This is a genomic window from Streptomyces sp. NPDC030840 (genome assembly GCF_055572015.1).
Window position 1 is genome coordinate 17759 of the sequence record NZ_JBVIEE010000015.1, and the last position, 23326, is coordinate 41084.

23 protein-coding genes and 1 tRNA gene are annotated in these 23326 nt (G+C 70.0%); 10 read left to right on the plus strand and 14 right to left on the minus strand.

Annotation, left to right across the window (positions count from 1 at the left end; all coding sequences use genetic code 11):
• Nucleotides 1-253 precede the first annotated feature (253 nt).
• From ACZ49J_RS28460 to ACZ49J_RS28490, 7 genes are all read right to left on the minus strand, one after another.
• On the minus strand, nt 254-1708 hold the full coding sequence (locus ACZ49J_RS28460; protein WP_467452795.1) for a DUF6351 family protein: 1455 nt from the start codon (nt 1706-1708) through the stop codon (nt 254-256).
• 67 nt (nt 1709-1775) lie between these two features.
• The gene (locus tag ACZ49J_RS28465; protein WP_467452796.1) at nt 1776-2105 is read right to left on the minus strand and encodes a DUF4387 domain-containing protein; all 330 of its coding nucleotides are present in this window, start codon (nt 2103-2105) and stop codon (nt 1776-1778) included.
• On the minus strand, nt 2098-3483 hold the full coding sequence (locus ACZ49J_RS28470) for an acyclic terpene utilization AtuA family protein (RefSeq protein WP_467452797.1): 1386 nt from the start codon (nt 3481-3483) through the stop codon (nt 2098-2100). The genes ACZ49J_RS28465 and ACZ49J_RS28470 overlap by 8 nt, the downstream gene beginning before the upstream one ends.
• A gap of 43 nt (nt 3484-3526) precedes the next feature.
• Complete coding sequence (locus ACZ49J_RS28475; RefSeq protein WP_467452798.1) at nt 3527-4513, minus strand: phosphoglycerate dehydrogenase; 987 nt, start codon at nt 4511-4513, stop codon at nt 3527-3529.
• Between the two features lie 61 nt (nt 4514-4574).
• Nucleotides 4575-5849: an MFS transporter gene (locus ACZ49J_RS28480; RefSeq protein ID WP_467452799.1), complete on the minus strand. Its 1275-nt coding sequence runs from the start codon at nt 5847-5849 to the stop codon at nt 4575-4577.
• Between the two features lie 297 nt (nt 5850-6146).
• Complete coding sequence (locus tag ACZ49J_RS28485) at nt 6147-7475, minus strand: hydantoinase B/oxoprolinase family protein (protein ID WP_467452800.1); 1329 nt, start codon at nt 7473-7475, stop codon at nt 6147-6149.
• Nucleotides 7472-8629 carry a tartrate dehydrogenase gene (locus ACZ49J_RS28490; RefSeq protein WP_467452801.1) on the minus strand — a complete coding sequence of 386 codons (1158 nt, stop codon included), beginning with the start codon at nt 8627-8629 and terminating at the stop codon, nt 7472-7474. The genes ACZ49J_RS28485 and ACZ49J_RS28490 overlap by 4 nt, the downstream gene beginning before the upstream one ends.
• Nucleotides 8630-8828: 199 nt before the next feature.
• Here ACZ49J_RS28490 and ACZ49J_RS28495 point away from each other — a divergent pair, with 199 nt between their 5' ends.
• From ACZ49J_RS28495 to ACZ49J_RS28510, 4 genes are all read left to right on the plus strand, one after another.
• Nucleotides 8829-9782, plus strand: a complete 954-nt coding sequence (locus ACZ49J_RS28495; protein WP_467452802.1) for a LysR family transcriptional regulator — start codon at nt 8829-8831, stop codon at nt 9780-9782.
• A 164-nt stretch (nt 9783-9946) separates the two neighbouring features.
• Nucleotides 9947-12145: an MMPL family transporter gene (locus tag ACZ49J_RS28500; protein WP_467452803.1), complete on the plus strand. Its 2199-nt coding sequence runs from the start codon at nt 9947-9949 to the stop codon at nt 12143-12145.
• A 103-nt stretch (nt 12146-12248) separates the two neighbouring features.
• Nucleotides 12249-12968 carry a response regulator transcription factor gene (locus ACZ49J_RS28505; protein WP_467452804.1) on the plus strand — a complete coding sequence of 240 codons (720 nt, stop codon included), beginning with the start codon at nt 12249-12251 and terminating at the stop codon, nt 12966-12968.
• Nucleotides 12965-14380 (plus strand): sensor histidine kinase, encoded by a 1416-nt coding sequence (locus tag ACZ49J_RS28510; RefSeq protein ID WP_467452805.1) that lies wholly within the window; start codon nt 12965-12967, stop codon nt 14378-14380. Before ACZ49J_RS28505 ends, ACZ49J_RS28510 begins: the two co-directional genes overlap by 4 nt.
• Before the next feature lie 120 nt (nt 14381-14500).
• On the opposite strand, the gene ACZ49J_RS28515 is transcribed toward ACZ49J_RS28510, so the two are convergent.
• Nucleotides 14501-15181, minus strand: coding sequence for a LuxR C-terminal-related transcriptional regulator (locus ACZ49J_RS28515; RefSeq protein ID WP_467452806.1), 681 nt, complete (start codon nt 15179-15181; stop codon nt 14501-14503).
• Between the two features lie 436 nt (nt 15182-15617).
• Between ACZ49J_RS28515 and ACZ49J_RS28520 the strand changes: the two genes are divergently transcribed.
• The 4 genes from ACZ49J_RS28520 to ACZ49J_RS28535 all read left to right on the plus strand — a co-directional run bounded on the left by ACZ49J_RS28520 (nt 15618) and on the right by ACZ49J_RS28535 (nt 18790).
• Nucleotides 15618-16103, plus strand: a complete 486-nt coding sequence (locus ACZ49J_RS28520) for a MarR family winged helix-turn-helix transcriptional regulator (RefSeq protein WP_467452808.1) — start codon at nt 15618-15620, stop codon at nt 16101-16103.
• A gap of 68 nt (nt 16104-16171) precedes the next feature.
• Nucleotides 16172-17521, plus strand: coding sequence for an MFS transporter (locus ACZ49J_RS28525; protein ID WP_467453008.1), 1350 nt, complete (start codon nt 16172-16174; stop codon nt 17519-17521).
• Nucleotides 17522-17712: 191 nt separating this feature from the next.
• Nucleotides 17713-18117 carry a PaaI family thioesterase gene (locus ACZ49J_RS28530; RefSeq protein ID WP_467452809.1) on the plus strand — a complete coding sequence of 135 codons (405 nt, stop codon included), beginning with the start codon at nt 17713-17715 and terminating at the stop codon, nt 18115-18117.
• 28 nt (nt 18118-18145) lie between these two features.
• A complete protein-coding gene (locus ACZ49J_RS28535; RefSeq protein ID WP_467452810.1) occupies nt 18146-18790 on the plus strand; it encodes a TetR/AcrR family transcriptional regulator in 645 nt (214 codons plus the stop codon).
• On the opposite strand, the gene ACZ49J_RS28540 is transcribed toward ACZ49J_RS28535, so the two are convergent.
• From ACZ49J_RS28540 to ACZ49J_RS28550, 3 genes are all read right to left on the minus strand, one after another.
• A complete protein-coding gene (locus ACZ49J_RS28540) occupies nt 18745-19170 on the minus strand; it encodes a histidinol dehydrogenase (protein ID WP_467452812.1) in 426 nt (141 codons plus the stop codon). The genes ACZ49J_RS28535 and ACZ49J_RS28540 overlap by 46 nt on opposite strands.
• Entirely contained in the window at nt 19167-19742 is a 576-nt protein-coding gene (locus ACZ49J_RS28545) for a substrate-binding domain-containing protein (protein ID WP_467452813.1), read from the minus strand. Before ACZ49J_RS28545 ends, ACZ49J_RS28540 begins: the two co-directional genes overlap by 4 nt.
• Nucleotides 19743-19746: 4 nt before the next feature.
• Nucleotides 19747-19820 (minus strand) — tRNA-Pro (locus tag ACZ49J_RS28550).
• Between the two features lie 250 nt (nt 19821-20070).
• Here ACZ49J_RS28550 and ACZ49J_RS28555 point away from each other — a divergent pair.
• On the plus strand, nt 20071-20721 hold the full coding sequence (locus tag ACZ49J_RS28555) for a transketolase (protein ID WP_467453009.1): 651 nt from the start codon (nt 20071-20073) through the stop codon (nt 20719-20721).
• A gap of 69 nt (nt 20722-20790) precedes the next feature.
• The gene (locus ACZ49J_RS28560) at nt 20791-21714 is read left to right on the plus strand and encodes a transketolase family protein (protein ID WP_467452814.1); all 924 of its coding nucleotides are present in this window, start codon (nt 20791-20793) and stop codon (nt 21712-21714) included.
• Between the two features lie 21 nt (nt 21715-21735).
• On the opposite strand, the gene ACZ49J_RS28565 is transcribed toward ACZ49J_RS28560, so the two are convergent.
• The 3 genes from ACZ49J_RS28565 to ACZ49J_RS28575 all read right to left on the minus strand — a co-directional run bounded on the left by ACZ49J_RS28565 (nt 21736) and on the right by ACZ49J_RS28575 (nt 23288).
• Nucleotides 21736-22095 carry an MmcQ/YjbR family DNA-binding protein gene (locus ACZ49J_RS28565; RefSeq protein ID WP_467452815.1) on the minus strand — a complete coding sequence of 120 codons (360 nt, stop codon included), beginning with the start codon at nt 22093-22095 and terminating at the stop codon, nt 21736-21738.
• Nucleotides 22096-22176: 81 nt separating this feature from the next.
• Nucleotides 22177-22713 carry a GNAT family N-acetyltransferase gene (locus tag ACZ49J_RS28570; RefSeq protein WP_467452816.1) on the minus strand — a complete coding sequence of 179 codons (537 nt, stop codon included), beginning with the start codon at nt 22711-22713 and terminating at the stop codon, nt 22177-22179.
• Nucleotides 22710-23288: a helix-turn-helix domain-containing protein gene (locus ACZ49J_RS28575; RefSeq protein ID WP_467452817.1), complete on the minus strand. Its 579-nt coding sequence runs from the start codon at nt 23286-23288 to the stop codon at nt 22710-22712. The genes ACZ49J_RS28570 and ACZ49J_RS28575 overlap by 4 nt, the downstream gene beginning before the upstream one ends.
• Nucleotides 23289-23326 lie beyond the last annotated feature (38 nt).

Consider the following 23326-nt stretch of genomic DNA (forward strand, 5'->3'; position numbering starts at 1 on the left):
TCCTCGGACAGCCCGGCCCGCCCGGCCGGCACTCCCCCGCATTCGGTGAACCCGCCCATGTCCCCGGCCCCGGCTTCCCCCGCAAGACCGGTTCCAGATCCCACGGGGGCCACCACAGGGGAAGCACCTGACCCGGCTTCCCCATCCATCACGACCGGACATTGAAGGGTCGTTGGGGCGGTTCTGCGCGGAGTGAAGGCGTCATCGGGCCGGGCTCGGCTGCGGGAGGGGAATCCGGGACCGCCGAGCGGCTTCAGGGTGCGATGCCCACGCCCTCGATACGGCTCCACGCCCGTTCCTGCGCGGCGGACATGGCGGGCCAGTGGAGGCCGCCGGGCCGGGGGCGGACCTGGGTGGCGAACGGGGCGGGGCGGAATGCCGGGTCGTAGAAGCAGCCACCACCGTAGGTGGTGTCGAACGCGCCGCACGAGCGCGCGATCGAGGTGGGGGTGGGCTTCCGGCCGGTGCGTGCCCATGTGTCCAGAGCCGCCAGGGAGTTGGCGTACTCGGAGTTGCTGAGCGCGCTGTGATCGCTCTCCCTCGTGAAGGTCTGGACGAGGTTCTCGCTTCGGCCGGCGGCCTGGACCGTGGCGCGATAGGCCGCCTCGTGCTCGACGAAGACCTGTGGGTCGTCGATGGCGTGCAGCGTGAGGACCGGGAGTGCGATCCGTCCGGTGAGGTCGCTGTCGTAGGAGAGGTCGCGGCGCGCGGTGGGGTCGGCCGAGAAGCGCGCCACGCCCGCGTTGAGCGCCTTGTCGTCGTGCGAACCGTCGTAGCGGACCCCGCGGTTGCTGAACGGGTTACGGCCGTCGAGCCGGTTGGACACGATGTCCCGGACGAGGAAGGCCGCGTACTGCATGTTCGTGGCCAGGGAGTTTTCCGGGATGCGGGTGACGGCCAGGATGTCGTCGAGGTTGCGCTGCTGCTTCGCGGTCCGGTCGGCCGGGTCGGAGTCGATGCCGGTGCACTCCTGGAGCCGGCCGTGGACCTCGTCGGGTGTCATCGGGGAGTCCGCGGGCAGTCCCTGCCACAGCGGGTACTGCGGTTCGGTGGGACGGGGCAGGTTGCGGCAGTAGTACTGGTAGACCGTCCGCAGGTCAACGCGCGTGTCGTAGCCACGCGAGCCGCCTGCAAGGAAGCCGTTGGTCAGCAGGACTCCGTCGTAAGCGCCGCGCTTCCCGCCGTAGGTCTCGGTGACCTTGGCGGCGACATTGCCGCCCCAGGACTGGCCATGCAGGTAGGTGCGGTCGGGGTGGCCGAAGTGGCTGACGAACAGGCGGCGTACGTTCTCCGTGTCGGCGGCGGCCATCCTGACCCCGTAGCCGCCGCGCCGGTACGAGGAGCCCGCCCAGGCATAGCCCTCGTCGACCATCACCGCCCAGCGTTCCAGGTCCTCGGTGGTGGTGGACTCGTCGTAGGAGAAGTCGGGACCGCCGTGGGCGTGGACGACGAGGGAGCCGTTCCAGTGCTTGGGGACGGCCATCGTGTAGTACGCGCCGTTGGTGTCCCGGCCGGTGTAGCAGTTGGCCTTCTCCTCCAGGTGGCCCGGGCAGGTGGCGGGGGTGGGGCGCGTGGTGTCGGCCGGGGCGGCGGGTGCGGCGCCGAGCGTGCCCACGACCGCGGCCGCGAGCAGTGCCGTCAGCGTGGCGAAACGGCGTCCGCGGGACCGGGAACGGGGACTGCGTTCGGGCGCGGCAGGTGTGGTCAAGGAACTGCTCCTTCAGGTGCTGGTGGGGGGCTGGTGAAGAACCGCGTCCGACAGGCGCGTTCGGGGTTCAGATGGCGGGCACGGGCAGAACCGCCAGCGGCACGTGATGCTGACCGGAGTGGACGTCACGGTCACGCAGCGACGCCTGGCTGACGGGACGCGGGAAGGAGATCTTGACGACGTTCAGCGACGGGATGCGGAACATCCGCACGTCGGCCTCGTCGAGTCCGTAGAGCCGGGCGATCGTGCCCTCGTTGAGGAACGTCTCGTCGGCGGCGATGCGATAGCCGTCCGCGTCACGCATGAACAGCTCCATGGTGACCCAGAACGGCCCGGCGTTCTTGGACCGGACCTCGTACGCCAGGTCGCCCAGGGTGGTGGGGGCGGTCTCAGCCATGGTGGGAGGCCTCCTCGAACTCGGTGCGGAACATGTCGGTCGGGGTGATGGTGTCGACGACGTGGTTGAGCACGAACTCGTACGCCGGACCGCGCTCGACCTCGGCCGGTGAGGTGGCGAACGCCAGGCTCGGCAGGTAGTCCATGTCGGCCGTCGGCAGGTGAAGCATCAAGGGGTTGGCGATCTTCGCGACGGCGGTGGCGGTTTGCTGGTCCGGTGCGTTGACGAGGAGCATGACTCCCACCTCCCGAGGCGGACCCGCTGCCGGATCCAGATCCCCGAGGATGGCGTTGTGCCCGTAGAGGCGCAGGTCGAAGGTGTACTTGTCGTCGCCGAGGCCGGTCGTCTGCTCCACCCGCTGCCTGATCATCGTGCGCATGAGATCGGCCCAGTCCTCGATGTTCGCGAGGATGTGCGGATCCCGGATCGCGCTGAACGACATCGTCTCGTAGCCGGTGATCCGGGCGCCTTCGAGCTTGATGGTGTGCTGGTCGGCGACATGGAACCGCGAACCCTCGACCCGCACTGTGCGGTCGTCCAGGGCGGTGTAGACGGCCTCACGGACGTCCAGGGTGCCGTCCGGCTCGCGCATCTGGAACGGGTCCACCGTCTCGTAGAGCATGTGGGCGGCGACCAGGACCGGTGTGCAGGCGACCGTCGGATCGAGCGGCTCGATGGTGAAGCCGTCGGCGTCGATGGTGGCCAGCACCCCACCCGCGCGCGGATTGCTGGTGCACTGCCCGCCGCACTCGATGATCTTGGCAGCGTGCCAGGTCGGCCCGGCCGGCATCCCCTTCATCAGCGGATAGGCGGCGGCGATGGCGGTATCCGTGGCGCGGCCGGCGAGCACGACCTGCGCACCGGCCTCGAGCGCGGCGACGATCGGCTCGTGCCCCATCGCGCCCACGATGTGTGTGCAGCTCCGCAACGTCTTCGGCTCCAGTTCGCCCAGCGGAGGCAGGGCATGGATCCGGCCCTCGTCCAGGCACTTCAGGAGCGCGCCGGCCGCCTGCTCGCTGTAGATGCGCGCCACCCGCAGCCGGAGTCCCTCGGCCGCCAGGATGTCGGCGACGATGCCGGCGACCCAGTCCACACCGGAGTCGGTTCCGCTGGTGCCGCACGAGCCCACGATCAGCGGGATACCGGCGCCTGCCGCGGCCTTGAGCAGCATGCGCAGGTCACGGGCGACCGCCGCGCGGGTGGTCTTGGGCTGCGACGCGCCGAGATAGTAGGGACCGGAGTCGGTGCTGCCCCCGTCGACGGAGATGACGTCGGCGCCCAGTGCCAGACCGCGCTCGATCGTGGCCTCGGGGAAGCCGGCTCCCAGCATGCCGGTCGGTGCCAGGACCTTGACCTGGTCGACCCGTTCGTTTTCCATGTTCCTCTTTCCTTGTTGGTACCGGGCATGTGGCGGGTGGGTCTCACCCGTCAGTCCGGGCAGCGGGGGTGTGGGGCAGCAGGTGGGCGTTCACCACGAACCGGGGGCGGCCCGCCAGGGCGGCCACCACCTCGGCCGCCCCCTCAAGGCCCGCGGCGGCACGGGCTTCGGCGGTCTGGCCAGCGAGGTGGGAGTAGACGACGATTCCCTCGACGTCCCGCAGGGGGCTGTCGGCCGGGAGCGGCTCCTCGCTCACCACGTCGAGGGCCGCCGCGGCGATCTCGCCGGTGCGCACGGCGTCGGCGAGGGCCTGTTCGTCGACGACGGCTCCCCGCGCGGTGTTGACCAGTACCGCCGTCGACTTCATCCGCCGGAAGGCGGCGGCGTCCAGGAGACCGCGTGTGCGGTCCGTCAGCGCGGTGTGCACCGATACGTAGTCGGACGCCGTCAGCAGCTCGGGGAGCGCGACGAACCGCACCGCCGGGTCCAGCCGTTGGTCCTCCGGCACACCGGTCGTGCAGAGCACCTCCATGCCGAAGGCCCGCGCCAGCGGCACCACGGCTCGCGCCGCCGCCCCGTATCCGATCAGGCCGAGCGTCGACCCACGCAACTCGTGACCGTCCTCCCTCGGCCACCCGCCGGCAGCGACGCCCAGCGCGCTCTGCACCAGTCGCCGCGCGGCCGCCAGCAGCAGACCGAGGGTGTACTCGGCCACGGCGTTCGCGTTGATTCCCGGCAGGTTGCTCACCGTGATGCCGAGCCTGCCCGCGGCGACGACGTCGATCGAGTCGTAGCCGACGCCGGTGCGCACGAGGGCGCGCAGGCGGGGAGCTTCGGAGAGGACCTGGGCGGTCAGAGGGTCATGGCCGACGAGCGCCGCGTCGATCCCGTCGAGGGCGGCGACGAGTTGCTCGGGACCGCGCCGGCCGACCAGCGGGGCGTGTACCGTCGTGTGGCCGTGCGCCCGGAGATAGTGATCGACCTCGTCGTCGGGCCGTAGGTAGTCCGTGGTGATCAGAATGCGGGGCACGGTTCCTCGTCTCTGGCTGCGTCCGGCGCTGGGCGCGCGCCGCGCTGCGGTGATGGGCTGGTTACTTGGCGAGGGTCAGGCCGGTGCGCCGCTGAAGCACACTGATCCTGGCCACGACGATGATCGACAGCGAGGCGACTACGGCGATGTCCATGAGCATCAGCGGCCAGCCGGTGATGTCGACCATCCCGCCGACCACCGCCGGGCCCAGAAAACCGCCACCGGCCCAGCCGACGGTGTACATACCGGCGTAGGTCCCGTAGACCCGTGCCGAGGGTGCGAGGTTCCACAGGACGACCACCGCGTTGACCAAGAAGCAGGCCGCACCGGCCGCCGCGATGCACAGGGCCACGGTGGCGCCCATCGGAGTCCGGATGAGCGTCCCCAGCACCATGGCGCCGGCGAAGACCGACATGCCCACGGCCATGACCCGGACCCGTCCGTAGCGCTCGGCGAGCACGGCTGCCGGGTAGGCCGCCAGGATGAAGGCGATACCGCTGGGCAGGGTGAGACCGCCGGCGGCTCCCCGTGACATGTCCAGAGCTTCCATGCCGTACGGCGTGATCAGCGACCGGGACGCGGCCCATGCGCTGCCGAAGACGAGAATCGCGAGGAGCAGCAGGAGCCGGCTGCGATCGGTGTCCTTGAGGATCTCGACGAAGGTGTCCCGGACCCGTGGCCCGGTGCGCTCTGCACTGTGCTCCTGAGCGCTCTCAGCCACCGCTGCCTGGTAGGCCGGGGACCGGTTGTCTCGCACGGTGGCCGCGAGCACCCCGATCGAGATCAGCATGATGATCGCGGGGATCGCGAACGCGAGGCTCAGATGGTCGTCGACCAGGAAGATGCTGATGAGCGCGGCGACGATGGCCGTGATACTTGAGGCGGTCTTGACTGCGGCGTTGGCCCGGCTTCGGCGCTCGGGTGCGATGAAGTCCGGAACCAGCGCCTCGGCGATCGGCTTGAAGGTGTTGGCGACGAGCGCGTACGAGAACAGCACCACGATCAACAGCGGCAGGGACGCCGCGCTGTGCGGGATGAGGATGAACAGCGCGGCGGCGATCGGCATCCCGACCACCAGGTAGGGCATGCGCCGGCCCCAGGAGGTCCTCGTCCGGTCGGACCGGTTGCCGATCCACGGCTGGATGAAGATGCCCAGCAGGTTGTCCATGCCCATCAGCAGGCCCACTACGGCCGCGCTGGTGAGATGCTCCCGCAGGAGCGGCGGAACCTGCGACTCGTAGAAGTTCCAGGTCGACTCCTGCGCGAAGACCGCGAGAGCGACCAGGAACGTGATGCGCCGGGTACGTGTGCGCTGCCCTGCTGACACGGTCGTCATGAGGGTCGTCCCTTCGCGCCGCCACCATGTTGGGCAGCTACTGGATAGGCCATCGGTGTTGGCGTGGGGGGAGAGACAGTTCTCCCCCAACACGCCCGGGACCGCTTCCTCGTTGTCGAGCGGGCCCGTGGCGTGCGAAACATGTGCATTCTGTGTGAGCGGCGTCAGTCCGTTTCTCGCCGCGGGTGAGACAGCCACTCGTCGGACTGGCCGCCGAGCGTCCCCGCATTCGGCGGCTGCTCGGCACTGCCCTCTACGGGGTCGGCCGGGCGACCCGGTCGACCTCGACCATGAGGGTCAGGTCGTCGGTACCCCGGATCCGGCAGTCCGGCCCGAAGGAGCAGGACGATTCGCGTTCCTCGAAGATCGCCGGACCTGCCAACTCGGTTCCCGGCGTGAGCTCGTAGCGGTTCCATACGGTGGCTTCGAGCAGCCCGTGTCCTGGGAAGTACACCGACCGGACACCGCGGCTTGCCCCGCCTTCTCGCGCACGGCTGCCCTCCGTCGACAACTCATGACCGGCAGTCGCATCGAAAGCCGCCAGTTCACGACCTCCACGGCCCCGTCGGGGGAACGACCGAACACGGCGCGGTACGTGGACTCGAAGGCGGTCCGGATGCGTCCGACACCGGCTGGGCCAAGGTCCTGCTCGGGCACGCTGACCTCGATCTCGAAGCCCTGGCCGAGGTAACGCGTGTCGGCCGAGCGGCGGACCCGCACGAGCTCTGGGTCTCCGGGTTGGAGCGTTTGGCCGAGCAGGAGGTCGGCGTCCGCCACGGTGGGCCGCTCGCCCCCGCACCCGTAGGCGACGGGGCCGGGCACCGAACCGGCGCTGCGCGGCCCCACCTTGAGCAGCCCGAGTGCGTCGGGCGCCGCGATCGAGCCGCCTCCCGAACCGATCTCGATCATGTCGACGACGGTCAGTCGCAACGGCGGCCCCGAACCGGGCTTGAACTGGGCGACGTCGCTCACCGCGTGGACCTGGTCCGCGAACGCATCCAAGTCCGGCTCACGGAAGTCGGTGAGGAACTCCTGGGCGCGTCGGCGGCACACGGCGTGCGCCGCGGCCTGCACCTCCAGGTCACCCCACACCTGGTCCGCCAGTCGTAAGTTGGCCGGCAGCAGGTCCTTGACCCCCTGCTCGACCCGTCCGGCCCGGAACAGGCGCAGCGGAGGAATCAGGATGCCCTCGAAGAGCAGCTCGGTCGCGCTCATCGGGGGTGTGCCACCGATGTCCGGTGAGTGCGCCACGGTGCCCGCGAACGCGACGAGCCGTCCTCGGTGGAAGACCGGGGAGATCATGGCGATGTCGGGCAGGTGCCTCGTGGCGATCCACGGATCGTTCGTGATGACGCTGTCGCCGTCCTGCCACTCGTCCGCCGGGAACCGTTCGAGGACCAGCGCGGTCAGCGAACTCATCAGGGCGGCGAAGGGGTGGATGCCCGCCCGCGACTCGGCCATCGTCCGGCCCGCGCGGTCCATCAGGACGACAGTCAAGTCGTTCGGCTCCCGGATGAGCGCGGAGAAGGCCGTGCGCGGCATCGTGGAGGCCGCCTCGTCGGTGGCGGCGGCAAGCCGGTCCCAGCGCACTTCGAGGCCGACCGGGTCGGAGACAGATCCGATCATGACGCCGCGCCCCCTTCTCCGACCGCGCGACCGGCCGAGTCACCAGCCGCCGCTCCCCCACCGTGGCCGATGAGCGGCCCCGCGGCGATCCGGGCCGCGATGGCCTTGCCCAGCCCCACCGTGGTCCCCGTGCCCCCGAGGTCGGGGGTGACCACATCGGGCTGCTCGTCCAGAACGCTCTCAATGGCGGCCACGACGTGCGCGGCCGCCTCGTGTTCGCCGAGGTGGGTGAGCATCATGGCGCCGCTCCAGATCTGGCCGACCGGGTTGGCGACACCGAGACCGGCGATGTCCGGCGCCGACCCGTGCACCGGCTCGAAGAGGCTGGGGAAGGAGCGGTCGGGGTTGATGTTGGCGCTGGGGGCGATGCCGATGGTTCCGGTGCAGGCCGGGCCGAGGTCCGAGAGGATGTCGCCGAACAGGTTGCTGGCGACGACCACGTCGTACCGGTCGGGCTGGAGGACGAACTTCGCGGTCAGGATGTCGATGTGGTCCTTGTCGGCGGTCACGTCGGGGTACCGGGCGGCCATCTCGGTCGCGCGCTCGTCCCAGTAGGGCATGGAGATCGAGATCCCGTTGCTCTTCGTCGCCCAGGTCAGGTGCTTGCTCGGGCGGGACGAGGCGAGTTCGAAGGCGTAGCGCAGGACCCTGTCGACCCCGGTCCGTGTCATGACCGTCTCCTGGACCACCGTCTCGCGATCGGTGCCCTCGAAGATCCGGCCTCCGATGCTGGAGTACTCGCCCTCGGTGTTCTCCCGCACGACGTAGAAGTCGATGTCGCCCGGCTGGTGGTCGCGTAACGGAGTGCGTACGCCGCGCAGCAGCCGGACGGGGCGCAGATTGACGTACTGGTCGAAGCCTCGCCGCATCTGGAGCAGGCTGCCCCACAGCGAGACATGGTCCGGAACCACCTCCGGCCATCCGACCGCGCCGAAGAAGATCGCGTCGAACTCGCCGAGTACGTCCCGCCAGTTCCCGGGCAGCATCGTGCCGTGGTTCAGCCAGTAGTCGGCGCTGGCGAAGTCGAACTCGGTGACGTCGAGTTCGAACCCGTGCACCTCGGCGGCGGCCCGCAGGCACCTCAGACCCTCCGGGACGACCTCGCGGCCGATCCCGTCGCCCGGAATCGCTGCGATGCGATAACTCTGCGGCACGAATTCACTCCCAGTCCACGGATCGATGCGCAAGGCCGTTGACGCGCACTCTGTGCAGAGGCGTCCCGGTCACGGCGCGACTGGGTCCTACCTTGGCCAGCGGTGACACCCGTTACAAGCCCGTAACCGGCAAGGTACGTTTTCCCCCATGGAAAGCTCTCGGCGGTCTGGTCGCCCCTGGTCCAAGAGCCGTTCAGCCGTGGACGACCTGCAGTTCTTCCACGTGGTCGCGTCGAGCGACACGCTGACGGCCGCGTCGCGAGAACTCGGTTGCTCTCTGCCCGTCGTCAGCAAGCGCCTCAGCGCGCTGGAGCGCCGCCTGGATGTCCGGCTCGTTCAGCGCGGCGCCCGCCGACTGGTGCTGACTTCGGAAGGCGAGCTGTACGCGGCGCGCGTCGAGGCGATCCTCGACCAGGTACGCGAGCTGGAGGACACGATCACCGACACAGCCGGGGGGTTGCGCGGGTCCCTGGTCGTCGAAGCCACGCTCGGTCTCGGCCGCGCGCATATCGCGCCGCTGCTCGGCGAGTTCGCCGCGGCCCACCCGGAACTGCACGTCCGGATGCAGACGTCCGCGCTGCCTCTACGGCCCCACCAGCGTGAGTTCGACGTGGCCGTCCACGTGGGCATGCCGCCGGACTCCTCGCTGCGCATGCGGCGTCTCGCCAAGAACCGGCGCGTGCCCTGCGCGGCGCCGTCCTACCTCGCCGAGCACGGCACGCCGGCCGGCATCGAGGATCTGGCCCACCACAACTGCATCGTGCTGCGGGAGAACGAGAGCGATTTCGCGCTCTGGCGCTTCGGGGACGCGGACCGTCCCCGGCACGTGCGGGTGCACGGCAGCCTGTCGAGCAATGACGGTGACGTGGTGACCGGCTGGGCACTGGCGGGCCGTGGCGTGATCATGCGCTCGGAGTGGCACGTCAGGCCGCATCTGGATCGCGGCGAGCTCGTCCGGGTCCTGCCGCACCTGTCGACACCGGCCGCCGACATCTATGCCCTCCTGGAAGAGGACGGCCATGTCCCGCGACGTGTCAGCGCACTCATCGACTACCTCGCCGCGCGGCTCCCGCTGCGCCTGGAACATGCCAAGGACGAGTCCGCGGTCACGCGGAGCGCCGGCGGCGCCCTGCCTGGTGACCGGCGTACCTGACGGTGCCGGAATCGAACCGTCAAGAAGCCCTCAAGTTCGCCGTGAGGCGGTCGTCAAGTCCACTGAGAAGGATGTGGCGGGTCGTCTTCCGAACAGTGAGGGAATCATTGATGGCTACGCTCTTGTACCGACTGGGCGCGTGGGCTGCTCACCGGTGGCCAAGGATGTTGATCGGGTGGCTCCTGGCCCTCGGTGCGGTGGTCGGTCTGGGGGTCTCCTTCGCCGGCTCCTTCGCGGACAGCAGCTCGATTCCGGGCTCACCGGCCCAGACGGCGCTGACGAGGATGGAACGGCACTTCCCCGAGCCGGATGTGCAGTCGGCGCAGATCGTGTTCCAGGCGCCGGCCGGCCGCAAGGTGACCGACGCGGATCTGCGTGAGTCCCTGGAGGCCACGCTGGAGGCCACCGGCCGGGTCTCCGGGGTGAGCGAGGTCAGTGACCCGTCCGAGAGCGGCACCGTGTCCGAGGACGGACGCACCGCGGTGGCTGAGGTCACCTTCACCACCAAGGAGGAGGACGACGTGCCGGAGGGCACGTTGGACGCGGTGAAGGCCGCGGGCGACAAGGCCCAGCAGGCGGGGCTGAGGACCATCTACGGCGGTGAGCCGTATGAGTCCTCGCATCCGCCCGTGGGGCCCAGTGAGCTGGTCGGGCTGGGTGTGGCCCTGGTCATCCTGGTGATCACCTTCGGGTCGCTGCTGGCGGCGGGTCTGCCGCTGGTCACCGCGGTGCTCGGGATCGTCGGCACGATGGCCGCGATGATCGGTCTGGCCACGGCGTTCGACGTCTCCGACAACGCGCCCACCTTGGCGATCATGCTGGGGCTCGCCGTCGGCATCGACTACGCCCTGTTCATCGTCTCCCGCCACCGCGCCCAGCTCGGCACCGGCATGCCGGTGCGGGAGTCCATCGCCACGGCCACCGCCACCGCGGGCAGCGCAGTGATCTTCGCCGGGGCCACGGTCCTCATCGCGCTGTCCGGTCTTGCGGTGGCCGGTGTGCCGATGCTGACGTCCATGGGTCTGGCGTCCGCCGGAGCGGTCGCGGTAGCCGTCATCACGGCGGTGACCCTGCTGCCCGCGCTGATGGGGATGGCCGGTCACCGGCTCACGCCCAAGGCACCCCGGTCCGCGGCCCGGCGCCGCGGGTTCCTGCCCATGGGACGCAAGCGCGCCATGCGGCAGACGGCGCACAGCGGCCGGACGGCCACGATGGGTGTGCGCTGGACCCAGGGCGTCCTGCGCCACCCCGTACGCAACCTGATCCTGGGCACGGTCGCGCTGATCGCCCTGGCCGTTCCCGGCATGGAGCTGAAGCTGGCGCTCACCGACGAGGGTTCCAGCGCCACCAGCAACTCCAGCCGCCAGGCCTACGACGTGATCAGTGACGCCTTCGGTCCCGGCGCCAACGGCCCCCTCGTCGTGCTCGTCGAGAACGACGACCCGGCCACCGTCGGCTCCACGGCCGCCGCCGTCGAGGACGAGCTGCGAGGAGTCCGGGGCATCGCGGGCGTCAGCGGTGTCGACATGGCCGAGGACGAGACGGCGGCACGGATCCAGATCGTTCCCGACACCGGACCGCGGTCCGAGGAGACCAGCGACCTCGTGGCCCGACTGCGCACCCAGATGCAGCCGTTGGCACAGTCCAGTGACTCCTATGTGGCCGTCACCGGTATGACCGCCGTCAGCATCGACGTCTCCGACAAGCTCAGCGGCGCACTCGTGCCCTTCGTGATCGTGGTCGTCGGCCTCTCGCTGCTCCTGCTGATGATCGCGTTCCGGTCGGTCGCCATCCCGGTCAAGGCGACCATCGGGTTCCTGCTGTCCGTGGGTGCCGCCTTCGGAGCCACCGTCGCGGTCTTCCAGTGGGGATGGCTGGCCGGCCCGCTGGGCGTGCCCAGCGAGGGTCCGGTGGCCAGCTTCGTGCCCATCATCGTGATGTCCGTGCTCTTCGGGCTTGCCATGGACTACGAGGTGTTCCTCGTCTCCGCCATGCGCGAGGACTACAACCGCCACCGCGACGCCCGCACGGCCATCCTCAACGGAGCCCGCAACGCCGCCCGTGTGGTAACTTCTGCGGCGCTCATCATGATCGCGGTGTTCGTCAGTTTCCTGTTCTCCCACGACGCCGATATCATGCCGATCGCCTTCGCCCTGGCCTTCGGAGTCATGGTCGACGCCTTCCTGGTCCGTATGACCCTCGTGCCGGCGACCCTGGCTCTCCTCGGGGACCGTGCCTGGTGGCTGCCGCGACGCCTCGACCGCGTGCTGCCCCATCTCGACGTCGAGGGCGAGAACTTCCACGCCCACCAGCCGGCGGCCCCGCACGCCCCTGCCAAGGAATCCACCCCCGTAAGCCTGTGACGCAACCATGATCAGCAGAGCCGCTACCGGGGCACCCACCCAGTCCGCCGCACCGGCGGCAACGGCACACGCCGGGCGGCCGCTGTCGCCACCAGGAGCACATATGAACGCCACCAACACGCCGGCCACCGCCGACCGCGTCCTCGTGATCGACGATGATCCCGGTATCAGGCGCCTGCTGATCTCGGCACTGCAGTTCGCCGGATTCGAAGTCGAAACGGCGGGCGACCTGAGCGAAGCCCTCGACCACGTCGCCCGCCGCCCCCCGGACGTCATCGTCCTCGACGTGATGCTCCCCGGCGCCGACGGCTTCGAAATCCTCCAACTGCTGCGCTCCCGCGCCATCGAGGTACCCGTCCTCTTCCTCACCGCCCGCGACGCCGTCGAAGACCGGGTACGGGGATTACGTCTGGGCGGCGACGACTACGTCACCAAACCCTTCAGCGTCGTCGAGGTCGGCGCCCGCCTGCAGGCACTGCTGCGCCGCGCCCGCAACGGAACCCCAACCACCGAGGAAACACGCCTGCGTTGTGGCGACCTCACGCTCGACGACCCACGCCACGAGGTCCGCCGGGCCGGCGAGATCATCGAACTCTCCCCCACCGAATACCGCCTGCTGCACTACATGTTGAGCCACCAGGGGCAGGTTCTCTCCCGCGCCCAGATCCTCGAGGCCGTGTGGCAGTACGACTTCGGCGGTGACTCCGTAGTCGTCGAGCGTTTCATCTCCAACCTCCGACGCAAGATCGACCATGGCCGTACGCCGCTGCTGCGCACCGTCCGCGGCGTCGGCTACACCCTCCGAGAACAGGACGACACGTGAGACTCCGCGGCCGTCTTCCCTGGGCCTCCTCCAGCGTCCGCCTGCGCCTGCTCGCCGGGCTGGCCGCTCTCCTGGTCGTGGGCCTGGTCGCCAGCGCCGTCATCAGCGCCCTTCTCCTGGAAGACTTCCTGGACAAGCGCAACCAGGACACCCTCAAGGCCAACGCCGAGCGTTTGACCCGGGTCATCGGCCGGGGACCGCAGACCGCCAATGGCGACCAGCTCGGCGCCCTTCTCGGTTCGCCCCTGGGCACGGTGGCCGTCGACGAGGACAACAGCGTCCTGCTGAGCACCGGCTCGGCGTCCCGGGCCGCCGACCAGGTGGCCGCGCTCAGCGCGACGGCACCGACGGGACGTGTGGTCACCCTGGAGGGCGGCGACCTCAGTGCCGTACGCATCCCCAGTCCCGGCCTGATCATCGACCGCGGGCCCGCCGAGGGCACCGTGGCACCGGCTGCCGTCATCCTCACCATCGACACCTCCGTCGACGACGCCACCACCGACGCGCTCATCAGACGGCAACTGGCTTTGATCGGCGGCGCGTTGCTGGTCCTGCTGGGGCTGTCCGTCATCGTTCTGCGCCTCGGCATGCGCCCGCTCGCCCGCATGGCCCGCAGCGCCGACGCCATCGCCGCGGGCTCCCTGACCGAACGGCTGCCCACCCACCGCAACGGCAGTGAGGCCGACCTGCTGGCCAAGGCGGTCAACCGGGCGTTCGACGCCCAGGCCCGCGCGGAGGCGACAGTTCGCTCGCTGGCCGCCGACACCTCCCACGAACTGCGCACTCCCCTGTCCACCATCTCCGGATGGCTGGATCTGCACCGCCAAGGCGGCCTTTCCGGTTCGGGCCTGGAGACCGCACTCGACCACATCGAGAACGAAGTGGGGCGGATGCGCCTGCTCGTGGAGGATCTCGCGCTGCTCGCCCGCCTGGACGCCGGCCGACCCGTCGAGCAGGACGACGTGGACCTCACAGTCCTGGCCGCCGGCGTCATCGAGGACGCCCAGATCATCTACCCCCAACGCGACATCGCCATGGCACCCGCGCTGCCGGCACCCGTCATCGGCGATGCCGCCCGTCTGCAACAGGTCCTGCGCAATCTCGTCGGCAACGCCGTTCAGCACACTCCGGCTCAGACCTCTGTGCGCGTCGAGGTCGTCCTCAGCCGTGAGACCGTGCAGCTGAGTGTCATCGACAACGGCCCTGGAATCTCCCCTGAAGACCTGCCCCGTGTCTTCGAGCGGTTCTGGCGCGCCGAGGCCAGCCGCAGCCGCGCCTACGGCGGTTCAGGTCTCGGCCTGGCCATAGTGGAGGCCATCGTCCACGCGCACCACGGACAGGTGGACGTGTACTCGGACGTGGGAGTCGGAACCACCGTCACCATCCGGCTCCCGCGTGGCCATCGCCCGTGAGGAGGTCGTCGCGGCGCCCGCCAAGGTCGAGCTGATCGACGAGATGTGCGGGGCACCCGGGAGGCGTAGGACGGGGGCGCGACACGACTCCTCGTACTGCGAGTTGCCGACCGTCCAGGACTACGACGCTGCTTGCAGCCGGGTGGCGATGAAACTGGTGGGTGTCATGCCCGGCACGATGAGCCCGCTCTCATAGGCGAAGGCGATCAGATGCCCGCGCCGGCGGATTCCCAGCTTGCTGAGCATGTGCGTGATGTGGGTCTTCACGGTGAGGGGGCTGAGACCGAGGTCGCGGGCGATGGAGGCACTGTCCTGACCGCTCGACAGCATGGTGAGGATCTCGCGTTCCCGGGGGGAGAGATTCCTGGTGAGTGCGGGCGTGACCCGTGCTTGCGCCTTGTTGACAGCCGGGGCCGTCCCCAGGGCGACGACAAGCCCGCCCCGGCACACGGTTTCCAGGGCGGCGACGAGCTGTGACGCGCTGACATCCGCGGCGAGAACGCCCGTGGCGCCGGCACGCACCTGGGTATCGACCTCCTGATCACTGGGAGCGCCGAAGACGACGGTCCGCGCCACGGCACAGATCTCGGTGATCAGGGCAGGGAAGTCGTCCGGTTGCCCGGTGCGGATGGAGCGGTCGAGCACGACGACGTCCGCGTCGATGCCGACATCGAGCAGATCTTTGAGATCCTTGCTGTGTGCGGCGGTGCCAGCCACCCTCATGGTGTCGCTGGCATCGATCACCTTGGTGAGCGCGGCCCGCACCAGGGACGGCCCGCCTGCGACAATGACCTTGTTCACGGGTCCTTCTTCTCGGCTCGACAGCCCTTCTGTCACCGCCCGTCCGGCACAAGAGCTCAGCCCTGGCTGGTTTCCGGGATGACCTGACACATCATTCACACGGCACTTGACGGTCGGCCCGCAGTTGACCTGAGCGTTCCTTGACGGTTGCCTGGTAACAGGCTGGACGTCCTGGCAGGGCCGACGCGTGCGGCCGCGTCCCCTCCAGCCGCCGACCGCCGGAGTCCGGCCGGACTTCACCCACCCGCAACCGCTGTTGCTGCCCGACCTGCTCCCTGGTGCCCTCTGCGTCCCCACTGGTGGTCACCGTCCACGGAGCACGACGCCGCGCCGAAGCACTCCGCATGGTCGACGAGGCCGCGACCCGCTGGCATGTGCGCGTCGGCACCTGCGCAACCGAGATTGACAGCCTGGGCTGTCTATTTATTCTGAGGGCATGACGCCAGCGGACGAAGAGCCCTTGAGTGAGGCCGCCGTTCAGGCAGCCGGCGACATCTGGGTGGTGTTCGGCCGACTCCGCCGCAAGCTGCGAGCCCTGGAGGCGGCCGAGGAGCAGATGGGCCGAGACGGGGGCAGGGACAGGGAACCGTCCCCGCCGCAGAGTTCCGTCCTGCGCCGCCTCGCCAGGAACGGTCCGGCCTCCGCCAGTGATCTCGCCGCTGCCGAGGGCGTACGGCCTCAGTCGATGGCCAAGACCGTCATCGCCCTTGAACAGGCCGGGTTCGTCTCGCGCAGCCCGGACCCGGATGACGGGCGGCGGCAACTCGTCTCGCTCACCGACCGGGGGCACGAACGGCGCAGGGGCGAGCGTCTCGCCCGTCAGGCGTGGCTCGCCCGGGCCCTGCAAGAGCACGGCACCGAGGATGAGGTGCGCGCGGTCATCGCCGCCATGGCGCTGCTCGACAAGGTGGCGCAGGCGTGATTCGGACCGCCGCGCGCAGACGGCGTCGGGCAGACAAGGGCGGCTTCGACCGTCGCCTGATCGCACCGATGATCCTGAGCTCGGTCCTCAACCCCGTCAACTCCTCGATGCTCGCGGTCGCGCTGGTCCCCATCGGCCGCGCCTTCGGCGTGCCGCCCTCGCAGGCGGCATGGCTGGTGTCCGGCTTCTACCTCGCGACGGCCGTCGGCCAGCCGGTGATCGGCCGACTTGTGGACGCGTTCGGTCCACGTCGGCTCTATCTGCTGGGCACGGCGCTGGCCGGCCTCGCCGGACTGCTCGGCACTCTCGCTCCGAACTTGTGGGTACTGGTCGCCTCCCGCGTCCTCCTCGGATTCGGGACCTCGGCGGCCTTCCCGGCGTCCATGTCGCTGCTGCGCTCCGAGTCCGAGCGCACCGGCCGGGAGCACCCGAGTGGTGTCCTCGCCGCGCTGTCGATTTCCAACCAGGTCATCGCGGTCGTCGGCCCGGCCCTCGGCGGCCTGCTGATCGGCACGGGTGGCTGGCACCTGATCTTCGGGATCAACGTGCCGCTGTCGCTCATGTGCCTTGTCCTGGGCGCACTGTGGCTGCCACGCGCGACGCGCCCGGGCGGGGCGACCCGCATCGACATGCCGGGCATGCTGTGGTTCGCCGGATCGCTGACCGCGTTCATGCTCTTCCTGATGAATCCGGCGGTCGCCCACTGGTATGTGCCGGTGCTCGGCCTGGCCGCGGGCGCGGTGTTCGTCCGCCGCGAACTCGGCATCGCCCAGCCGTTCGTAGATCTTCGGGTCCTCGGCGGGAACGTACCGCTGCTCGCCACCTTCACCCGACAGTGCCTCGCCTACACCACGTCGTACGCCTTCTTCTACGGCTACAGTCAGTGGCTCCAAGAGGGCCGCGGACTCGGCGCGTCGCAGGCCGGCCTGCTTCTGCTGCCGCTGTCGGCGACGGCTGTCGGTGTCACCGCACTGACGGGACGCCATAGCCGGGTGCGGGGCAAACTCGTCACCGGAGCACTCTTCCAATGCCTCGGCTGCGCGGCGTTGTTGCTCCTTCGTGCCGACAGTCCGGTCTGGCTGCTCGTCGTACTCGGCGCGGTCGTCGGCATCCCTCACGGGTTGATCGGGCTGGCCAACCAGAATGCCCTGTACGCACAGGCCGATCCGGTCCGCATGGGCTCGTCCGCGGGGCTGCTGCGCACGTTCATGTACCTCGGCGCGCTGTTCGCGGCGGCGGCGAGCGCAGTGTTCTTCCGCGACGGCGCCACCAGTTCCGGACTGCATTCCATGGCCTGGGTGCTCATCGGTGTGGCCGCTGTGTTCCTGGTCCTGTGCACAGCCGACCGGTCGCTGAGCCGCGTCGGCACCACACCTGGCGACACGGACCTTCCGCATCGCAAGCGGACTTCCCCGTAGCCGTCGTACGTCAGTGGTGCGCGTGCTGAGCACGCGGACCTGCCGTGCAGGCGAGGAGGACGGGGCCGGGTCGCCGGGCAAGGGAGATGCCCGGTTTGCCGTGTCAGGCGGCCGGCCGGTCGCAAGTCCCGGGTTGACCAACTGAGTTAACGTCGATAACTTATCACCCTTAACTCAGATGGGAGCAGCCCGTGCCCACACTCGCAGCCGAAGACGTCTACGCGCTCGCGCCGTACGCCAAAACGCTCGGAGTCGTGTTCGACGAGATGACGGCAGCCGGCGTTCGAGCCACGCTGGCGCACGATCTCTCGCTCTCCACGGTGGGCGGTGGCCTCCATGGGGGCGCGTTGATGGGACTGGCCGATGTGAGCGGCGCCGTGTGCGCCGCCCTCAATGGTCCGGCCGGCGCCGCACCGGCCACCGTGGAGTCGACCACGCACTTCCTTCGGCCGGCGCACACAGACGTCGTCGCGACAGCTCGTCCTCTGCGCGTGGGTCGCAACACCGTCATCGAGGTCGACGTGCACGACGCCGAAGGTGAACTGTGCGCCCGGGTGACCCAGGTCGTCACCGCGGTCAAACCGAAGACGTCCTGATGTCGCTCTCTTCCGAAGGCCCCCTTCTGTGACCGGCTCCCGCGTTCGCGCCGCCAAGGGCAAGGGCGGCCTGCTCCACGACCAGCTTCTCGACATCGCCGATCAGCTGCTCGAAGACGGTGGCGTCGACGCACTTACGATTCGCGCGGTGGCGACGCGCGCGGGAGTCACCCCGCCGGCCGTCTACCTCCACTTCGCCTCGAAGAGGGAACTCGTCCACGCCACGTGCCTGCGCGTGTGGAGTTCACTGTTCGTCGAGTTGGAAGCAGTGTCCCGGGGGGTCCCGGATCCGGTGACGGCGCTCTACGAAACCTGCGTCGCCTACATCGCCTTCGGGCTTCGCCATCCCTCCCAGTACCGACTGGTGATGGAGGGCGAGGCCACCGAGGCCAGTCGCCGGAACGAGGACGCGTGTTTCCGCTATTTCCGGGACAAGGTCGCGGCCTGTGTCGATGCCGGAGTACCGGTGGAGAGCACCACCGAAACCGCCAGGCTGCTGTGTGCCGGCGCGCACGGCGCGGTGTGTCTCCTGATCCACCAGGAACGTGACGCATGGCCTCCGGACACCGCCGGCTATGCCACCCGGGCGGCGTCCTCAGCTGTGCACGGCGCCCTTCTCACCGCATCTCAAGCGTTCCGGCCCTCGGTGTCCTCCGTGATGCGGTCGGGCTGAACCAGGTGTGAAGACGGACTCCGCCTCTGCACGGCCCGCGGCGCCCGACTCAGCGGAGCCGCACCGTACTTCGGTGCGCGCACATCACCCGAGCGAGCATGACCCTCGAAGCGTTCCAGCCGGGACGGGCGACCGCGTGCCTCACCGAGCATCGCGCTGCTGTCGGGGTTGCGGACCTCCTGGTAGGTGACCGTTTGCAGGAACTCGCCCACCCACAGCCCGTCGGTGCAGCGGGCGGCGCCAAGGGTCGACAGCACATGGCCGGTTCCCCTTGGGCATCTCTGCCGGCGCCTCCCGCGGGTCGGCAGAGAGGATCTGCACTCGGCTCTGCAGCTGCGCTGAAGAGCCACAGAGCCTGCGCCAGGAGGGCGGGGCGTCACGGCCTCACAGGCGTGGTGCGGCCGTGGAGCCCCGCTCCACCAGCCTGGTTCGCAGCAGCGTCCGCCTGCGGCTGCCCCCCGGCGATGCGGTCCAGCATGACGGCGGCGTGCCGGACCTTCTCCACGATCGGCTGGTGGATCGTGGAGCGGTCGGTCAGGGCGGCCACGGGCGCGTCGTCGTAACCGATCACCGAGAGATCGTCCGGCACCGCCACTCCACGGTCGCGCGCCACACGCACGGCGGCGGCCGCGTCCACATCGGACAGCGCGACGACCGCCGTCACCTCGGCGTCTTCCCACAGGGTCCGGGCCGCCCGGGCGCCAGCCGCTGCGTCGATCCCCGCCGCGTCCACGATGCTCAGCTCGGGCAGGTCCAAGCCGACGTCGCGCCAGGCCCTGAAAGACCGGCCAGTCGCTCCCTCGCGTCGCGCTCGGTCGCCCTGTGCGCCTGGGCCGGACTCAAGGCCGCCGTCGCCGTGGACCAATAGCTTGTCCACGACAATGCCCACACGCCGGTGGCCCAGCTCAAGCAGAAAGGCCCTCGCAGGCTCCCGCCTGCGAAGACCCTTCACACTGTCGGGACGACAGGATTTGAACCTGCGACCCCTTGACCCCCAGTCAAGTGCGCTACCAAGCTGCGCCACGTCCCGTTGCCTGCCTGACCTGGGGTTTCCCCGGGCCCGACGTGCACAGAAACAATACCGCACTCGGGCCGGTGGTCGCGCCCTCATTGTTCGTGGCCCGTGGGGGCCGGGCGGGGCTTGACCTCGACCTTGGTTGAGGTTGCACGATCACCGTATGTCGATCACAGCGGAACGCGCAGAAGAACACGGACGCACGCCCGGGCACGCCGACAAGGACGGGCGGCTGCGGTACGCGTACACCGACCTGCCCCGCCTGATGGGGCTGATGACGGGCGACGAGAAGCACGGTCCCGCGGCCACGTCCACGCTGGACGTGCTGTGGGTGCTCTACGACCGGGTGCTGCGGGCCGGACCGGAGCGGACGGAGGATCCGGGGCGGGACCGGTTCCTGTTGTCCAAGGGGCACGGGCCCATGGCGTACTACGCGGTGCTCGCCGCCAAGGGGTTCCTGCCCGTCGAGTGGCTGCCGGAGTTCGGCTCGTACGACTCGCCGCTCGGCCACCACCCGGACCGGGTCCTGGTACCGGGCGCCGAGATCGGCAGCGGGTCGCTCGGGCACGGGCTGCCTCTCGCGGTCGGTACCGCGCTGGGGCTGCGGGCCCAGGGGCTCGACGAGCCGAGCGTGTGGGTGCTGATCGGGGACGCCGAACTGGACGAGGGCAGCAACCACGAGGCGATCGCCTACGCCGGACCGGCCGGCCTCGACCGCCTGCACACCGTCGTGGTCGACAACGCCTCCGCCAGCCACGCGCGGCCGGGTGGCATCGCCGCGCGTTTCGAGGCGGCCGGCTGGTCCGCCGAGACCGTCGACGGGCGTGATCACGAGGCACTGTACGCCGCGTTCACGGCCCCGCATCCGGGCCGGCCCCGCGTGGTCGTCGCCCGCGTCGAGCCCAAGCTCGCCTGAGCCGTCTCCCGGCTCTCCTCGGCTCACCACCTGCACGCTCACCTCGAAGACCTGAAGGGAATGCACCCCATGGACACCATGCGTGACCGCTTCGCCCCCGTCGTCTCCCGGCTCCTCGACGAGGACCCCCGGGTCGCCGTCGTCCTCGCCGAGATCGGCAAGGACGGGTTCGAGGAGGCTCGGCGACGGCATCCGGACCGAGTGATCAATGTCGGTATCCGCGAACAGCTGCTGGTCGGAGCCGGTGCGGGACTGGCGCTGACCGGGATGCGCCCGGTGGTGCACACCTTCGCCAGCTTCCTGGTGGAGCGGCCCTTCGAGCAGGTCAAGCTGGATCTGGGTCACCAGGACGTGGGCGCGGTGCTGGTCAGCGCCGCCGCGTCGTTCGACTGGCCCGCCGGTGGCTTCACCCACATGGCGCCCGGCGACGTGGCCCTGCTGGACACGCTGGACGGCTGGACGGTACACGTCCCGGGTCATCCCGACGAGGCGGAGACCCTGCTGCGGCACGCTGTGGGCGCGGGCGAGGACAAGGCGGACAAGGTGTACGTACGACTGTCCGTGCAGTCGAACGAGCGGGCACTCGCCGTCGACGGAGCCCGGTTCCTCACCGTCCGCGAAGGGCGCCGTGGGGTGGTCGTCGCCGTCGGGCCCCTGCTCGACGGCGTCCTCGCCGCGACGGAGGGGCTCGACGTCACCGTCCTGTACGCCACCACCGTGCGTCCCTTCGACACAGCCGCCCTGCGTCGCGCCACGGAGGCGGCCGGAACGGATGTCGTCCTCGTGGAGCCCTACCTCGCGGGCACCTCCGCGGGCGCCGTGAACGACGCTCTCACCGACGTCCCGCACCGGGTGCTGGGTCTCGGGGTCGGGCGCCGGGAGCTGCGGCGGTACGGGACGGTCGAGGAGCACGTGTCCGCCCACGGCCTCGACGCCCGGTCACTGCGGGAGCGGATCACGGGGTTCCTGGGAGCGGCCCGCGTCCACGTCTGACGTCCGGACCGGCGCGTGCCCTCAGTCCGCCACCGGCAGCCCCAGTCCCGGATGCGCCTCGAGCAGCCGTGGCGGCGCCGCCTGCCGCCAGGAGTCGGCGAGGATGTCGCGCAGCTCCTTCTCGTCCTCCAGGGCGCCCAGGCGGACCCGCACCCACGCGAAACCCGACTCGTGGTCGGCGATCCAGAACTTGCCCGGCTCGGCCAGGACCAGCTCGTCCCTCTCCTCCTTGGGACACCGCACGGCGATGGACGTCTCGTCCTCGGGCAACGTGGCGAACATCTTCCCCGCCACCCGGAACGTGGGCATGCTCCAGGCGATCTTCTCCGCCGTGTCCGGCAGGGAGAGAGCGATACGTCGTACGTCTTCGGCATCCGGCATGAGACGCACCGTAGCGGGCGCCACTGACAATCGCCCCGCTCGCTCACCGCGTCCGAGCTACCGGCCCGTCACCGGCGGCGATCATCCCGCGTGCGCCGGCGTCCCGAGCCGCTTGTAGTAGATCGTCGTCGGCCGCAGCACGCCGGCGGGGTCCGCCGCGTAGTCGGGGATCGCGCCGAGCGGGGTCCAGTCGGCCGCACGGTACAGACGCTCGGCCGGGCTGTCGGTCTCGGTGTCCAGGTGCAGCAGCGTGATGCCGGCCTCCGCGGCGGCGCGTTCGGCGGTGCGCAGCAGCGTACGGCCGAGACCTCGGCCGCGGGCGTCGCGGTGCACCATCAGTTTGACCAGTTCGGCGCGGTGGCGGCTGTTGGGCTTGTCGGGGAAGGCCAGGCTGACGGTCCCGACCACCCGGCCCTGGTCCCGTGCGACCCAGACGGCGAGTGCGCCGGCGGCCACCGCCTTCGCGCGCCCCTGCCACCAGTAGAGGGCCGCCGCGCGGGTGAGGGGCGCGAGGAAGCCGATCGAGGCTCCCGCGTCCACGGTATCGGTCAGCAGGTCGGCCAGTCCCCCGGCGCAGGCCGCCACTTCGGCTCCGTCGAGCCGGACGACGGCCGTCACGGCAGCACCACCGCCAGCGCGTACCGCACGTCGTCCGGTCCGGGGCACCGGAACCGCGTCGGCCCCCACACGCGCAGCCGCAGGCAGTCCCCCGCCGCCAGGTGGTGCTCGACGTCCTGGGCGGTGAAGCGCAGCGTCCCGTCCAGGACCCAGATGTGCTGTTCGAGTCCGGCCACAGGGGGCCTGTCGTACGCGATGTCGGCGCCCGCCACGAGCCGGCCCTCGACCAGTTCTCCCCGCAGCCCCGGATACGGCGGCGACACGCACCGTCGTACGAACCCCGAGGTCCTGTCCTCCCAAACGGGCTGCTCGGCCGCCCGGACGACCGTGACGGGCTCGGACTCGACCTCGCTCAGGAGCTGGGACATGGTCCGCCCGTACACGCCGCAGAGCCGGTTCAGCTGCGCGGCCGTGGGGCTGGTCTCGCCGCGTTCGGCCCTGGACAGAGCCGAACGGCTCACTCCGCTGCGTTCCGCCAGCTCCTCCAGGGACCATCCGTGCTGGGTCCTCAGCTCGCCCAGCCGCCGGGCGAGCCGGATGTCGACGGCGTGCGGCTCGTCACGATCATTTCCCATAGTCGGGATACTATCCCGAATTCGGGATGCCCCTCCAG

Excerpts from the sequence above, each read along its gene's own strand:
- ACZ49J_RS28465 (WP_467452796.1), bottom strand. The coding sequence starts at position 2,105 with ATGGCTGAGACCGCCCCCACCACCCTGGGCGACCTGGCGTACGAGGTC.
- ACZ49J_RS28470 (WP_467452797.1), bottom strand. The coding sequence starts at position 3,483 with ATGGAAAACGAACGGGTCGACCAGGTCAAGGTCCTGGCACCGACCGGC.
- ACZ49J_RS28480 (WP_467452799.1), bottom strand. The coding sequence starts at position 5,849 with ATGACGACCGTGTCAGCAGGGCAGCGCACACGTACCCGGCGCATCACG.
- ACZ49J_RS28485 (WP_467452800.1), bottom strand. The coding sequence starts at position 7,475 with ATGATCGGATCTGTCTCCGACCCGGTCGGCCTCGAAGTGCGCTGGGAC.
- ACZ49J_RS28500 (WP_467452803.1), top strand. The coding sequence starts at position 9,947 with ATGTTGATCGGGTGGCTCCTGGCCCTCGGTGCGGTGGTCGGTCTGGGG.
- ACZ49J_RS28505 (WP_467452804.1), top strand. The coding sequence starts at position 12,249 with ATGAACGCCACCAACACGCCGGCCACCGCCGACCGCGTCCTCGTGATC.
- ACZ49J_RS28520 (WP_467452808.1), top strand. The coding sequence starts at position 15,618 with ATGACGCCAGCGGACGAAGAGCCCTTGAGTGAGGCCGCCGTTCAGGCA.
- ACZ49J_RS28525 (WP_467453008.1), top strand. The coding sequence starts at position 16,172 with ATGATCCTGAGCTCGGTCCTCAACCCCGTCAACTCCTCGATGCTCGCG.
- ACZ49J_RS28555 (WP_467453009.1), top strand. The coding sequence starts at position 20,071 with ATGGGGCTGATGACGGGCGACGAGAAGCACGGTCCCGCGGCCACGTCC.
- ACZ49J_RS28560 (WP_467452814.1), top strand. The coding sequence starts at position 20,791 with ATGGACACCATGCGTGACCGCTTCGCCCCCGTCGTCTCCCGGCTCCTC.
- ACZ49J_RS28565 (WP_467452815.1), bottom strand. The coding sequence starts at position 22,095 with ATGCCGGATGCCGAAGACGTACGACGTATCGCTCTCTCCCTGCCGGAC.
- ACZ49J_RS28575 (WP_467452817.1), bottom strand. The coding sequence starts at position 23,288 with ATGGGAAATGATCGTGACGAGCCGCACGCCGTCGACATCCGGCTCGCC.